The sequence below is a fragment of the Shinella sp. CPCC 101442 genome (genome assembly GCF_024704725.1).
Taxonomy (GTDB): domain Bacteria; phylum Pseudomonadota; class Alphaproteobacteria; order Rhizobiales; family Rhizobiaceae; genus Shinella.
The window spans coordinates 70,381-84,376 of sequence record NZ_JALIQS010000004.1 but is presented as its reverse complement, the minus strand read 5'-3'; the positions used below and the strand labels follow the sequence as shown (position 1 = coordinate 84,376).

11 protein-coding genes are annotated in these 13,996 nt (G+C 65.3%); 3 read left to right on the top strand and 8 right to left on the bottom strand.

Annotated elements, in window-relative coordinates; translation table 11 throughout:
- The first annotated feature begins 7 nt into the window (after window positions 1-7).
- On the top strand, window positions 8-2,455 hold the full coding sequence (locus MUO32_RS15740; RefSeq protein WP_257949312.1) for a glycoside hydrolase family 2 protein: 2,448 nt from the start codon (window positions 8-10) through the stop codon (window positions 2,453-2,455).
- Between the two features lie 3 nt (window positions 2,456-2,458).
- Here the strand turns inward: MUO32_RS15740 and MUO32_RS15735 are convergent, their stop codons facing one another.
- From MUO32_RS15735 to MUO32_RS15720, 4 genes are all read right to left on the bottom strand, one after another.
- Entirely contained in the window at window positions 2,459-4,243 is a 1,785-nt protein-coding gene (locus tag MUO32_RS15735; RefSeq protein ID WP_257949311.1) for an alpha/beta fold hydrolase, read from the bottom strand.
- 7 nt (window positions 4,244-4,250) lie between these two features.
- On the bottom strand, window positions 4,251-5,780 hold the full coding sequence (locus MUO32_RS15730) for a lipopolysaccharide biosynthesis protein (protein WP_257949310.1): 1,530 nt from the start codon (window positions 5,778-5,780) through the stop codon (window positions 4,251-4,253).
- Between the two features lie 72 nt (window positions 5,781-5,852).
- Window positions 5,853-6,797, bottom strand: coding sequence for a glycosyltransferase family 2 protein (locus MUO32_RS15725; RefSeq protein WP_257949309.1), 945 nt, complete (start codon window positions 6,795-6,797; stop codon window positions 5,853-5,855).
- A gap of 132 nt (window positions 6,798-6,929) precedes the next feature.
- The gene (locus MUO32_RS15720) at window positions 6,930-7,118 is read right to left on the bottom strand and encodes a hypothetical protein (protein ID WP_257949308.1); all 189 of its coding nucleotides are present in this window, start codon (window positions 7,116-7,118) and stop codon (window positions 6,930-6,932) included.
- A gap of 147 nt (window positions 7,119-7,265) precedes the next feature.
- Between MUO32_RS15720 and MUO32_RS15715 the strand changes: the two genes are divergently transcribed.
- Both MUO32_RS15715 and MUO32_RS15710 read left to right on the top strand, forming a co-directional pair.
- Entirely contained in the window at window positions 7,266-7,844 is a 579-nt protein-coding gene (locus tag MUO32_RS15715; protein ID WP_257949943.1) for a YigZ family protein, read from the top strand.
- Between the two features lie 261 nt (window positions 7,845-8,105).
- Complete coding sequence (locus MUO32_RS15710) at window positions 8,106-8,765, top strand: peroxiredoxin (RefSeq protein WP_244761490.1); 660 nt, start codon at window positions 8,106-8,108, stop codon at window positions 8,763-8,765.
- Window positions 8,766-8,822: 57 nt separating this feature from the next.
- Here MUO32_RS15710 and MUO32_RS15705 read toward each other — a convergent pair whose 3' ends face one another.
- The 4 genes from MUO32_RS15705 to gcl all read right to left on the bottom strand — a co-directional run bounded on the left by MUO32_RS15705 (window position 8,823) and on the right by gcl (window position 13,852).
- On the bottom strand, window positions 8,823-10,091 hold the full coding sequence (locus tag MUO32_RS15705; protein ID WP_257949307.1) for a glycerate kinase: 1,269 nt from the start codon (window positions 10,089-10,091) through the stop codon (window positions 8,823-8,825).
- Between the two features lie 165 nt (window positions 10,092-10,256).
- The gene (locus MUO32_RS15700) at window positions 10,257-11,141 is read right to left on the bottom strand and encodes a 2-hydroxy-3-oxopropionate reductase (RefSeq protein ID WP_257949306.1); all 885 of its coding nucleotides are present in this window, start codon (window positions 11,139-11,141) and stop codon (window positions 10,257-10,259) included.
- A gap of 76 nt (window positions 11,142-11,217) precedes the next feature.
- The gene (gene hyi / locus MUO32_RS15695; RefSeq protein ID WP_257949305.1) at window positions 11,218-11,997 is read right to left on the bottom strand and encodes a hydroxypyruvate isomerase; all 780 of its coding nucleotides are present in this window, start codon (window positions 11,995-11,997) and stop codon (window positions 11,218-11,220) included.
- Between the two features lie 70 nt (window positions 11,998-12,067).
- Window positions 12,068-13,852 carry a glyoxylate carboligase gene (gene gcl / locus MUO32_RS15690; protein WP_257949304.1) on the bottom strand — a complete coding sequence of 595 codons (1,785 nt, stop codon included), beginning with the start codon at window positions 13,850-13,852 and terminating at the stop codon, window positions 12,068-12,070.
- Between the last annotated feature and the right edge of the window lie 144 nt (window positions 13,853-13,996).

Below are 13,996 nucleotides of genomic sequence, written 5' to 3'. Positions count from 1 at the left end.
AGACGGAATGTCCGAGATCGGAAAGGCGCTTTCCACCGGCTGGCGCATGGCCCTGACAGCGGCCAACGCTGCCGCTGACCCCGCCGCGCTGCAAGACCTTTCCGATGTCCTCGATGCCCCCGTGCCCGGCACGGTTGCCGGCGCCCTCGAACGCGCCGGCCGCTTCGATCGCACCGCGCCCGAACCGCTCGACCATCTCGACGCCTGGTACGTGCTCGACCTCTCGGGCAAAGCACCGGGTGACGCCGTGCTGCATTTCGATGGCCTCGCGACGATCACCGAGGTCTGGTGGAACGGGGCGCTTGTGCTCTCCTCCGACAGCATGTTCGTGGCCCATGCCTTGCCCGTCACGCTCACTGGTAACGACCGGCTCGCCCTCTGTTTCCGTGCGCTAAAACCGCATCTCGAAAAACGCGGTCCCCGTGCCCGCTGGCGGCCGCAGATGATCACACCGCAGGGCCTGCGGCTCGTGCGCACCACGCTGCTTGGCCGCATGCCGGGCTGGTGCCCGGAGGTCCACGCCGCCGGTCCTTGGCGGCCGGTGCGCCTGTCGCGGCCGACGCCCGCTATTGCCTCCGATATCCGTCTCTCCGCGCGCCTTCACGAAAACGGCAAGGGCCAGTTGGAGATCGGCTTCACGCTCGATAGCGCCACAGCGCCCATGGTGGAATGCGCCGGCGTCGCCGTCGAAGCGATCGCGAACGGAGACAGCAGTTTCAGCGCCAGCCTCACCATCCCCGACGTCGAAGCCTGGTGGCCGCGCACGCACGGCACGCCGGCTCTGCACGATATCTCGCTCGTGGTGGATGGCGTGCGGCAAAAACTCGGCCGCACCGGTTTTCGCCGCATCGAGATCGACCGCGGCGCTGACGGCCGGGATTTTGCGTTGCGCGTCAACGGCACCAAAATCTTCTGCCGCGGTGCCGTCTGGACCACTGCCGATATCGTCGACCTGCCGGGCGACCGCGACCGCTACGCGCCGCTGCTGAAACTTGCTGCCGACGCCAACATGAACATGCTGCGCATCGGCGGCACGATGGCCTATGAGACGCCGGATTTCTTTGCGCTGTGCGACGAATTCGGCCTGATGGTCTGGCAGGATTTCCAGTTCGCGAATTTTGATTACCCGGCGAACGATCCGGCCTTTGTCGAAAACGTCCGCATGGAGGTCGCGCAGTTCCTCGACGCGACCGCCGCCTCGCCGTCGCTTGCCGTGCTCTGCGGCGGCAGTGAGATCGACCAGCAGGCGGCGATGCTGGGCCTGCCGGAAACGGCCTGGGCCGGGCCGCTGACGCTCGACATCCTGCCCGCCCTCGTCGCGGCGCATCGTCCGGACGTGCCCTATGTCGAAAATTCGCCTGTTGGTGGGGCGATGCCCTTCTCGCCCAATGTCGGCGTGACGCACTATTACGGCGTCGGCGCTTACTGCCGACCGGTGGAGGATGCGCGTCGCGCCGAGGTGCGCTTTGCCGCGGAAAGCCTTGCCTTTGCCAACGTGCCGGAACAGCAGACGCTCGATGCGCACCTGCCGGTACCCGCCGTGCACGACCCGCGCTGGAAGGCCCGCGTGCCGCGCGACCGCGGTGCCTCTTGGGACTTCGAGGATGTGCGCGATCACTATCTCGGCCTGCTTTACGGCCACGATCCAGCGCGTCTGCGCCGCGAGGACCCGGCCCGCTACCTCGATCTCTCCCGCGCCGTCGTCGCCGAGGTGATGGAGGCCACCTTTGCCGAATGGCGCCGCGAAAAATCCACCTGCAACGGCGCGCTCGTCTGGACGTTTCAGGACCTGCTGCCAGGCGCCGGCTGGGGTATCGTGGATGCCACGGGCCTGCCGAAATCCGCATGGCATGCATTGCGCCGCGCCTTCCGGCCGGTGCAGGTCACGCTGTCCGACGAGGGCACGAACGGGCTCGACGTGCATATCCTCAACGACGGCACCGGAGAGCAGCAGCTGGCGCTGGAACTTTCCTGCCTGCGCCATGGCCGCCAGCCGGTCGTGACCGGCAGGCGCGAGATCGCGCTCACTCCGCACTCGACGCTCACGCTCCCGGCAACCGATCTGTTCGGCGCCTTCTTCGATACGACCTACGCCTTCCGTTTTGGCCCTCCGGCCCACGACGTCACGGTGGCACGGCTCGTTGACGGTGAAGGACGGACAGTGGCCGAGGCGTTTCATTTCCCGCGCGGACGGGCGAAGGCGATCCTGCCCGCTGCCCTCTCGGCAACCCTTCGGCAGGATGCGGATGGCTGGGTGCTCGATCTCTCGTCGGACCGTCTTGCGCAATCCGTCGTCATCGAAGCCGAAGGTTTCCTGGCCGATGACAGCTGGTTCCACCTCGCGCCCGGCAGGGTCAGGCCGGTCCGGCTTCTGCCGCGCGCCGGCACCGATCCCGCGGCAAAGCCCCATGGAACCATCCGCGGTATCGCCGTCGAAGCGATCGTTTCCTTCTGAAAATCAGCCGGTTTTCAGCGCCGTTTCGAGCAGCAGCGCCCGATAGGCGGCCTGCGCCTCGGGCGGGGACAGATTGTGGTCGGCATCGGCAATCATCTCGACCGTGACATTGCGGTGGCGCGAGAGACCTGCGCGACCGAAATCCAATGACAGCCGCTCCAGCCCGACATCCCCCTCGCTGTAGATGAGGAGAACCGGCACCGCGCGTGCCGCGAGATCGCGAAAATCGCCGTGGGTCGCTGCCCGCAGCCGCCCGGCGCGGGTGAACCGGTCCAGACCCGGCACGATCGCGACAAGCCGGCGAAGGATCTGCAGGCCGACATTGCGCAGCGCACGACCAAGATCGATCTGGCCGGCGAAAAGGCGGCGGAAGGTCGCCGGATCGACCAGGCGCTGGCGGTAGTCGTCGAGCGAGCGCGGATTGGCCCTGAGCGCCTCGTCGACCGACATGTCCGGATCCCAGCGGAACGTATAGGCATTGACCGGGACGACACTCGCAATGCGGCTGTCGGCAACGGCGGTGCGGAAGGCGAGATAGGCCCCGCTGCACCGGCCAACGGCGACGACCGGCCCGAGACCGCGCGCCGACAGAAGATCAAGTGCCGCACGGGCATCGGCAAGCTGGGTGTCGCTGTACTGGACCTGCTCCGGCGCCGCCGGGGCCGCAGGGCTGTCGCCGACATTCGCGGCATCGAAGCGCAGCGAGGCAACCCCGTTCCGGGCAAGATAGCGCGCCGTTTCCGTCACGCCGCGCGCCCAGCCGGCCTGCCGGTCATAGGCCGTGCCGAAGAGCAGGACGATGGCGCCGCGACGCGCGTGGAGGGGCATGCAGAGCGTTCCGAACAGACGGTCGTTTTCACCGAAACGCAGCGGCTCTTCGGCAAAACCGTCGCCCAGAAGATGGGTCGATCGGGGCAAGGTCTCGACCGCGTCTGCGCCTTCGCCGGCAAACGGCGCGAGCCATTCCGCGACGCCGTCGATCACCGCCAGCGGCTGATGCGCCAGCGTGGGGTTGGAAACAAGATCGTCATGGCCGGCATAGTCGAAGCGGGAGATGTCTGCGCCAAGGCCGGCGAGATGGGCGGCGAAGGCCGCATCCTTCTCCCGTCCCGGACGCTCGACCACCAATGCTTTCGCGAAGGGCAGCGTTTCCAGCCGCTCCAGATTGAGGCCGCGCACGGCCTCCGCGATCTTTTCCGGCAGGACGAGGCCGGCAATGGCGACGCCGCTGGCAATGCGCTGTTCCTGGCGCAGCCCCAGCCCTTCATCCACCATCTTCGACCAGGCCGAGAGTTCGCGCAGGTAGAAACGACCGCTGACGACCGGGGCCATCAGCACCGCCGCTTCGGCGCCAAGCGCGGGGCCGAGCCGGGCGGCGAAGGTGGCGCCGAGGCCGTGGCCGATCAGCACCAGCCGGCGAGCCCCGGAGAGATGGCGAAGCGTGTCGGCCGCTTCGACGGTGGCCTGGTCCCAGCTTTCGAGATCGGGCACGGTCGCCGGATCGAGCGCATCGCCCGTGCCGGGATAGTCGAAGCGCAGGCTGGCAAGGCCTTGTGCCGCGGCACGCTCGGCGAGAAGGCGCCAGAGTTTTCGCGTGCACATTTCCTCGAAACCCCAGGGGCTGAGAAACAGCACGGCGGCATCGGACGGCGGGCTTTCGGCGGCCGGCGGCGTGTAGAGACCAACGGTTCCCGAGAGGACGACAGGAAGCGCGGCCTCGCCGGAACACCAGACGGGCCTGATGACGTTCTCCGTCTTTGCTATGCTCTTGCCGTCGTCCCGATACATGCCACCCTCATTCCCCGGCCGGCTGGACGGCCGGCAGCGGCACCACGAAGGCCAGCAACCGGCGCGCGATGCGGCCGGGCTTCATTGGCAGCGATTTCAGCATGCCGTCAATGACTGCGCCATCTTCCGGCGGCACGGCGCGCAGCAGGCGCAGCAACGCCGCATAGGCGACGGCACCGGCCAGAATTCCGCCTCCCACACCCGCAAAGCCGCCGATCTCCTCCGCGACGGGCCATGCAGCAAGGCCGCAACCGGCACCGGCAAGCGCCACCTTAACCAGCACGACCGGCAGGCGCGCCGACATGGCGCCACGGCCGACGCCGGTCAGGAGCAACACGGCCATGACGGCGAAAACCACGCCGCGCACGGCAGCCGCCCCCGCCCCGCCCCAGCTGGGCACGACGAGCAGGCAGCCGACGACCATCAGCGTGGCGCCGACACCGCTGGCGACGAGGCGTATTTTCACCCGGTCCATGGAATAGAGATACTGTGTGATGAGCTGGCCGAGCACATAGGCAGGCGAGCCTGCCGCAAGGATCGCGACGATCAGGCCGGCCTCGGCAAAGGGCGCGCCATAGACCGCCGTCACCAGCGGATGCGCGATGGCGGCAAGGCCGAAGCAGAGCGGGAAGGTGATATAGGCGAAACTGCGCACGACGCCGTCGAACATGGCCGCGTGCGCCGTATCGCCGGAGGACTCGCGCCGTTCGGCATAGTAGGGCAGCAGGCTGCCCGTCAGCTGCACGGGAAGCTGTAGCGCTAGGTTGGCAAGCGACAGCGCCACGGCATAGTAGCCGACCTCGCCGAGCGAGCGGAAATGCTGCAGGAAGAACAGTTCCGGCCGGTTGAGAAAGATCGCGCTCACGACATATTCGACGAAGATCACCGCGGAGGTGGCGAGGAGGTAACGACGACGATAGCCCGCGCTGTCGCGGCGCACGCCAAACAGACCGAGCGTGAAGAGAAACTGCACGCACTGGCCGGTGATATAGCCGAACAGCGCGCCTTCGATGCCGTATAAAATGGCGCCTGCGATGACGAAGGTCATCTGGAGCAGGGAAGAGAGTGCCGTGATGCGGAAGAATGTGCCGACGCGCTGTTCGCCGATCAGAAAGTTCTTCGAGAACGAACCGATCGACTGGATGAGCAGCAGGGTGGCGGTGAGCACGACGATGCCGGTCGTGACATCCGTGCCGTAGAGCAGCGGGGTCTTGAAGGACAGTCCGAAATAGAGCGCGACGAGCAAGAGCGTCGATGCGATGACCGGCAGGGCAAGATAGGCGGCAAAACCGCGCCGGCCCGCCTCGTCCACGCCGCGCGCCTTCAATTGCGGCAGGAGGCGCAGCAGCAGCACGCCCGTCCCAAGTTCGGCCACCAGCGCGCCCGTGGCGCCGATCCAGAGCGCGAAGGCAATCGTGCCGTTCGCTTCCGGCCCGAGCAGGCGCGCGACAAGGATCGAGCAGGCAAAACCCGTCACCAGCAGCAGCATGCCTGCCGCCGCGTTCATGATCGAATTGGACATGATGCCCTTGCTCATCGGTCGTTCCATCCGCCGCATGCAACCGTGGCAATCCCACGGTTCTTCAGGAGGAACCCTATGGCGAAACCCTTAAGATATCGTCGTTCCGCCAGGGGCCGTGCGCCAGCCGGACCAGCGACCGGCGAGGATTTCCCGCGAGCGGCGGGCAAGGGCGGGACGGCCGGTCAACGTATAGACCGCCATGCCGGCGATGGGGCGAAGGAGATGGGGCAGGTAATCGAGGAAACGATAGCCGTGCTTGCGCATGACGTAACCGAGACCGGCCCCATAGACGCGCATTTTTCGCGCGCCGTCAGGCGTTTCGGCAAGCAGGCGGTCGTCGGGATGATGGCCGGTGAGATCGGGGTCGTAACGGCCCCTTGCGCCGCGCGAAAGCAGGTTCAGCGCAAGGTCCTGCACCTCGTAGGCACCCCAGGGCGTACCGGAACCGGGGCCAATGCGGGCATCGAAGCCGCCGGCCTTGGCAAAGGCCTCGCGGCGGACGAAAAGCATCCACTCGATCAGCGTCGTCCAGACGTTTTCCCGTTCGATGGGCTGGGGCACGGATGAAAAGCGCCCCATGATCGTCTCGCCCTCGGCATTGACGGCACGGCCGCAGTAGAAGTCGGCGGGTGATGTGGCGCAAACCGCGTCGAAGCGCTTCAGGAGATCGGCGGGATACCAGCAATCGTCATCGGGAAAGAGGAGCCAGGTGCCGCGTGCCTCGGCGGCGCCGAGATTACGGGCTCGACAGACACCCGGGCGGTCGGTTCTGATATGCCGGATATGCAGACGGTCCGCCCATGCGGCGACCACAGGCGCGAGCCGGTCGTCCTTGTTCTGATCGACGAGGATAATCTCGAAATCGCGCCGGCCGAAGGCGGCGAGCGAAGCAAACAGCAGCTCCAGCTCGCTGGAGCGGCCGAGCGTTGCGACAACCATCGACAGGAGGAGAACCGGATCGTCCGGAAACATGAGCAGGCCTTGCAAACGATCGGTGGTGGCGGCAACGGCGCGGTCTCCCGCCCGTCTCACGCAATTTGTCTACAAAACCTTAATGCAGGATGAATGACCCCGGAAAAACCGGCACATCTTTCCCGGTCCGGATCGAACCGGGAAAATCCGCCCACAGGAAATCACCTGTCATTTCCTGTAGGCGCCCAGGCCTCAGAAGAAGACGTGCAGCGGCCACTGCACCGGGCGACGGGCAGACGAGAGGCGGCTGCCTTCGAGCGGCAGGCGTTCTTCGGTGATGCCGCCGGCCGTATCGGCCTCGCGCGATTGTTCGTCCTTCGGCTGGAAGCCGACCGGATAGAGGTTGAAATAACCAAGCGTCACGCCGCCGAGATAGATCATGCGCTACTCCGTTTCCTTAACGTCCCGGCAAACATCATGGCGGAATCGTGGCGACTGTCAATAGTCTATAGAATTTATGCATTATTCTGCACTTGATGCGCGGACGCCTGAGCGGCTACGAGGCGTGTGAAACCAATGGACGCCGCCTTGTACACGCTGGACCAGACCGAACATTTCGAGCAGGAGATCCGCAAGAGCCGGTTCCTTGCGATCGCCTGTCCGGTCGAAAATGAGGCGGAGGCAAAGCTGCGGCTGGCGGAGGTTTCCGATCTTTCGGCCAACCACAATTGCTGGGCCTGGCGCATCGGGCAGGCCTACCGTTTCAGCGACGACGGCGAGCCGAGCGGCACGGCGGGCAAACCGATCCTGCAAGCCATCGACGGACAGGCGCTCGACCGAGCGCTGGTCGTGGTCACGCGCTGGTTCGGCGGCATCCTGCTTGGCAGCGGCGGGCTGATGCGCGCCTATGGCGGCACCGCCGCCCTGTGCCTGCGGGCTGCCGCCAAGACCGAATATGTCGAGCGTGCCGCATTGTCCGTCTCGCTCGGCTTTTCCGATCTTGCGCTGGTCAAGGCACGACTTGCGGCCCTGCCGGGACTTGTCGTCGACGACGAGGTCTTCCACGAAAGCGGCGCGCGTCTCTTCTTCCGCATCCCGACGGACCGGGCGGAGGAAGCGCGCCGGCTGATCGTGGATCTCACCAGCGGGCGCGCCGAGATCGACTGAAAAGCCCGCTTTGCCCCTGCGGCAAAATAAAATCGGCTTTCCACGCGAAGGCGGCTTCGTGGAACGGTTTGGCGCAAGGCGTTGGACTCGCCGAAAGCCGTCTTTCCGGCGGCGAAAACGGCGCAAAGATGCACTTGCCGGTCCATTCCCGGTCACGCCCTGCCGCTATAGGCAAGCCGCGCTTTTCGGTCTATCTAACCGCCCGGATACACTTTTCGCGGGCCTGACCTGCGATCCCGCACGACAGAGAGGACGAGACCCATGAGCCTTCGTATCAACGACATCGCTCCGGACTTCACCGCCGAAACCACCGCCGGCACGATCAATTTCCACGAGTGGATCGGCAATGGCTGGGCCGTGCTCTTCTCGCATCCGAAGAACTTCACCCCCGTCTGCACCACCGAGCTCGGCGCCATGGCCGGTATCGAGGGCGAGTTCCGCAAGCGCGGCGTCAAGATCATCGGCATCTCGGTCGATCCGGTCGACAGCCACACCAAGTGGAAGGCCGACATCCGCACCGCCACCGGCTTCGACGTCGATTATCCGCTGATCGGCGACAAGGACCTGGCGGTCGCGAAACTCTACGACATGCTGCCGGCCGCTGCCGGTGACAGTTCCGAGGGCCGCACGCCCGCCGACAACGCCACGGTGCGATCGGTCTTCGTCATCGGTCCGGACAAGAAGATCAAGCTGATCCTCACCTACCCGATGACGACCGGCCGCAATTTTGCGGAAATCCTGCGCGCCATCGATTCGATTCAGCTTACCAGCAAGCACCAGGTCGCAACGCCTGCCAACTGGCAGCAGGGCGACGACGTCATCATCACCGCCGCCGTTTCCAACGAGGACGCCATCGCGCGCTTCGGCTCCTTCGACACGGTGCTGCCCTATCTGCGCAAGACCAAGCAGCCGGCCGCCTGATCGGCATCCGCCGAATACAAAACAGCCCCGGCAAGCCGGGGCTGTTTTCGTTTGGGGCTACTGGATCAGGATCGCCCTGAAATCGTTGACATTCGTGCCGGTCGGTCCAGGCACGAAGAGGTCGCCGAGCGCGTCGAAGACGGTCCAGCTGTCGTTGCGGGAGAGAAACTCGGCGGCGTCCTTGCCCTTGTCGGCGAGGCGCGCGACGGTGGTACCGTCGGCGAAGGCGCCGGCATTGTCTTCCGAACCGTCGATCCCGTCCGTATCGGCGGCAAGCGCAAAGAGGCCGTCGAGGCCATCGGTGGCGCAGGCGAAGGACAGCAGGAATTCGCCGTTGCGGCCGCCCTTGCCCTTGCCCTTGATCGTCACGGTGGTTTCACCGCCCGAAAGGATGAGCACGGGTTTTTTGAACGGCCGGTCGCGGCGCACCACTTCGGCGGCGATGGCAGCATGCACGCGGCCGACTTCGGAGGCCTCGCCCTCGATGGCATCGGACAGGATGACGGCTTCGACGCCGGCCTTTTGTGCGGCTTCGGCGGCGGCCTCCAGCGACACGGCGGCGGAAGCGACGAGCTTCACCTCATTGCGGGCAAAACATGCGTCGCTCGGCAGCGGCGGTTCGTCCTTGCCGTCGCGGATATGGCGCATCACGCCCTCGGGCAGTTCGAGACGGTAACGCTCGATGAGGCGCAGCGCGTCGGCGCGCGTGGTGGCATCGGCAATCGTCGGGCCGGACGCAACGAGGGCGGGATTGTCGCCGGGAATATCGGAGACGACCAGCGAGACGACCCGGGCCGGGTGCGCAAGCGCCGCAAGCCGGCCGCCCTTGATGCGCGAGACCTGTTTGCGCACGGCGTTCATGGCGCTGATCGGCGCGCCGGAGGCCAGCAGCGCCTTGTTGACGGCGATCTCGTCGGCCAGCGTCAGGTCGCCGGCGGGGGCCGGCAGCAGGGCCGAGCCGCCGCCGCAGATCAGCGCCACGACGAGGTCATCTTCGGTGAGGCCGCGCACGGCGGCCATCAGGCGGCCGGAGGCGAGCAGGCCGCTGTCGTCGGGCACCGGGTGGGCGGCTTCGAGGACGTCGATGCGTTCGCAAGGCACGGCATAACCGTAGCGCGTGACGATCACGCCGGTCAGCGGCGCATCCCACAGGCGTTCGAAGGCGCGGGCCATCTGCGCGGCTCCCTTGCCGGCGCCGATCACCACCGTGCGGCCCTTCGGTTTTTCCGGCAGGTTGGCGGCAAGAACCTTGTCCGGGTCGGCGGCCGCGACCGCGACGGAGAACAGGTTTTCAAGAAAGGCGCGCGGATCGGCGATGGGCGGCATGCGGTTCCTCCAAGCTGCGGTGCGCAGGTCTTATAAAACATAGCCCCTCATCCGCAAGCCGGCGCCACCTCACGGATGAGAAATGGTGCGGCGGGATGAGGGGCTACGTCTCCTCCTCCAGAAGGGGTGACCGGGCGGGGCTCCCCTCCCCGCCCGGTCAGGCCGTCATGCGACGGCGTGGTTCGCCATGCGCTCCAGCGCCGTGACGAGACCTGAGTGATCGAGGCCCGCATCGCCGTGGGCGGCGCACTGGTTGAAAAGTTCCTGCGTCGAGGCGGTGTTGGGCAGCGAAACGCCCAGCGCCTTGGCGCCCTGGAGAGCCAGGTTGAGGTCCTTCTGGTGCAGCGAGATGCGGAAGCCAGGATCGAATGTACGCTTGACCATGCGGTCGCCATGAACTTCGAGAATGCGCGAGGAGGCAAAGCCACCCATCAGCGCTTCGCGCACGCGGGCCGGATCGGCACCGGCCTTCGAGGCGAAGACGAGGGCTTCGGCAACCGCTTCGATGGTCAGCGCCACGATGATCTGGTTGGCGACCTTGGTCACCTGACCGTCACCGCAGTCGCCGACCAGCGTGATGTTCTTGCCCATCAGCTGGAAGAGCGGCAGCGCCCGGTCAAAACTTTCCTGCGAGCCACCGGCCATGATGGAGAGCGAGGCGTTCTTGGCGCCGACTTCACCGCCCGAGACCGGGCCATCGACATATTCGGCGCCGGTCGCACGGACCTTCTTGGCGAATTCCTTGGTCTCGATCGGCGAGATCGAGCTCATGTCGATGACGAGCTTGCCGGCCGAAAGGCCATAGGCGACGCCGTTCTCGCCGAACAGCACGTCCTGCACTTCCGGGGTGTCGGGCAGCATGAGGATGATCGTGTCGACGGTCTCGGCCAGCGCCTTCGGGCTGTCGACGATCTGCAGGCCGTTATCGACCAGGTCCTTGTGCGGCGGGATGAAGAACTTCGAGGTGACGACCGTGTGGCCGGCGTTCTGCAGATGGCGCGCCATGGGGGTACCCATGATGCCGAGGCCGATGAAACCGATATTTGCCATGATCTAAACTCCCAATCTTGAAACTATTTGCTTGTTTTGCGCAATTCCGGACGCAAAACCGCTGGAATTGCTGTGCTCAGCGGCCGACTTCGGCCAGCCAGCCGAGGCCTTCCTGCGTGGTGGCGCGCGGCTTGTATTCGCAGCCGATCCAGCCGTCGTAGCCGAGCGCATCGAGCGTCTTGAACACGAAGGGATAGGCGATCTCGCCGGTGCCCGGTTCGTTGCGGCCCGGATTGTCGGCGAGCTGCACGTGGGTGATCCTGGCCTGGTGCTTCCTGAACGTGCCGATCAGTTCGCCCTCGGTGCGCTGCTGGTGGTAGAGGTCGTACTGGATGAACAGGTTGTCCGAGCCGACTTCCGCGATGATCGAGGCGGCCTGGTCCGGGGTGTTGAGGTAGAAGCCCGGAATGTCGAAGTGGTTGATCGGCTCGATCAGCAGCTTGATGCCGTGTTTGCCGAGTTCCGTTGCGGCGAGCTTCAGGTTGGCCACGAAGGTCGAGCGCAGCACGCTGTCCGGCACGCCGGCAGGCGCAATGCCCGACAGGCAGTTGACCTGTTTGCAGCCGAGCGTCGTCGCATAGTCGATGGCCTTGGCCACGCCCTGGCGGAACTCGTCGACGCGATCCGGCAGGACCGCGATGCCGCGCTCGCCGCCGGCCCAGTTGCCGGCCGGCAGGTTGTGCAGCACCTGCGTCAGGCCGTTCTTGTCGAGTTCGGCACAGATCGCATCCTTGTCGAAATCATAGGGGAAGAGATACTCGACCCCTTCGAAGCCGGCCTTGGCGGCGAGGCCGAAGCGCTCCATGAAGGGCGCCTCGTTGAAGAGCATGGTCAGGTTGGCCGCAAATTTCGGCATGGTGTTCTTCCTTTTTCGTCGCAATTCCGAACGGAAAACCGCTTCACACTTTTCCTGGAATTGCTTGTCCTCAATCCAGCAGGGCGAACGTGGCGGTCGGGGCGTCTTCGCCGCGTTCGGCAAGCTCCTCGAACTCGACGACGGCGTTGATGTCGGCACCCATGGCGATGTTGGTGACGCGCTCGAGGATGAACTCGATGACCACAGGAACCTGGTGCTCCTTCATCAGCTTCTGCGCCGTGGCGAAGGCTTCCTGGAACTCGTTGGCACTGCGCACCCGGATGGCCTTGCAGCCGAGGCCTTCGGCAACCGCGACATGGTCGACACCGTAGCCGGCTTCCGAATCCGCGGTCGCATTGATGTTGTCGAAGGCGAGCGAGACTTCGAAGTCCATGTTGAAGCCGCGCTGGGCCTGGCGGATGAGGCCGAGATACGAGTTGTTCACGACGACATGCAGGTAGGGCAGCTTGTGCTGGGCGCCGACGGCCAGTTCCTCGATCATGAACTGGAAGTCGTAGTCACCCGACAGGGCGACGATCGGACGATCCGGGTCGGCGGCACGAACACCGAGCGCTGCCGGCAGCGTCCAGCCGAGCGGGCCGGCCTGGCCGCAATTGATCCAGTTGCGCGGCTTGTAGACGTGCAGGAACTGCGCGCCGGCGATCTGGGACAGACCGATGGTCGAAACGTAGCAGGTGTCGCGATCGAAGGCCTTGTTCATCTCTTCGTAGACGCGCTGGGGCTTCAGCGGCACCTGGTCGAAATGGGTCTTGCGCAGCATGGTGCGCTTGCGCTCGCGGCATTCCTCGGCCCAGCCGGACCAGTCGCGCAGCTTGCCGGCAACCTTCCACTCCGTCGCAACGTCGAGGAAGACCTTCAGTGCTGCACCCGCATCCGAGACGATACCGAAATCGGGCGTGAAGACGCGGCCGATCTGGGTCGGCTCGATGTCGACGTGAACGAAGGTGCGGCCTTCCGTGTAGGTCGAGACATTGCCGGTGTGGCGGTTGGCCCAGCGGTTGCCGACGCCGAGAACGAAGTCGGAGGCGAGCATCGTCGCGTTGCCGTAGCGATGCGAGGTCTGCAGGCCGCACATGCCGGCCATCAGCGGATGGTCGTCGGGGATCGTGCCCCAGCCCATCAGCGTCGGGATGACCGGAACGCCGGTGATTTCGGCGAATTCGACCAGCAGGTCCGAGGCGTCCGCATTGATGATGCCGCCACCGGCAACGATCAGCGGGCGTTCGGCCGCGTTCAGCATGGCGAGCGCCTTTTCGGCCTGGACCCGCGTTGCGGCCGGCTTGTAGGGCTCGAGCGGCTCATAGGCATCGATATCGAATTCGATTTCGGCGAGCTGGACGTCGATCGGCAGGTCGACCAGGACCGGGCCGGGACGGCCCGAACGCATGGTGTGGAACGCCTTCTGGAAGACGTAGGGAACGAGACCCGGCTCCATGACCGTGACTGCCCACTTGGTGACGGGCGCTGCGATCTTGGCGATATCGACGGCCTGGAAATCCTCCTTGTCGAGGCGGGCGCGCGGCGCCTGGCCCGTGATGCAGAGGATCGGGATCGAATCGGCCTGAGCCGAATAAAGACCGGTGATCATGTCGGTGCCGGCAGGACCCGAGGTGCCGATGCACAGGCCGATATTGCCGGCACGGGCACGGGTGTAACCTTCCGCCATATGGCTTGCGCCTTCGACGTGACGGGCGAGAACATGGCGAACCGTGCCGCGCGCCCTCAGCGCCGAATAGAAGGGATTGATCGCTGCACCCGGAACACCGAAGGCACAATCGATACCTTCCTTTTCCAGAACCAGTACCGCAGCATCGACAGCACGCATTTTAGCCATGGGATTTCCTCCGTCTCTTGGGATGGAAGGTAACGCATTTATGACCCGGCGCAATCATAAAATGGAAATCAATCCCATCAGATGGAAATAAACATTTTCAACGAAACTGGAACAATCGACGCGGGCCGGCTATGTCATGACTGC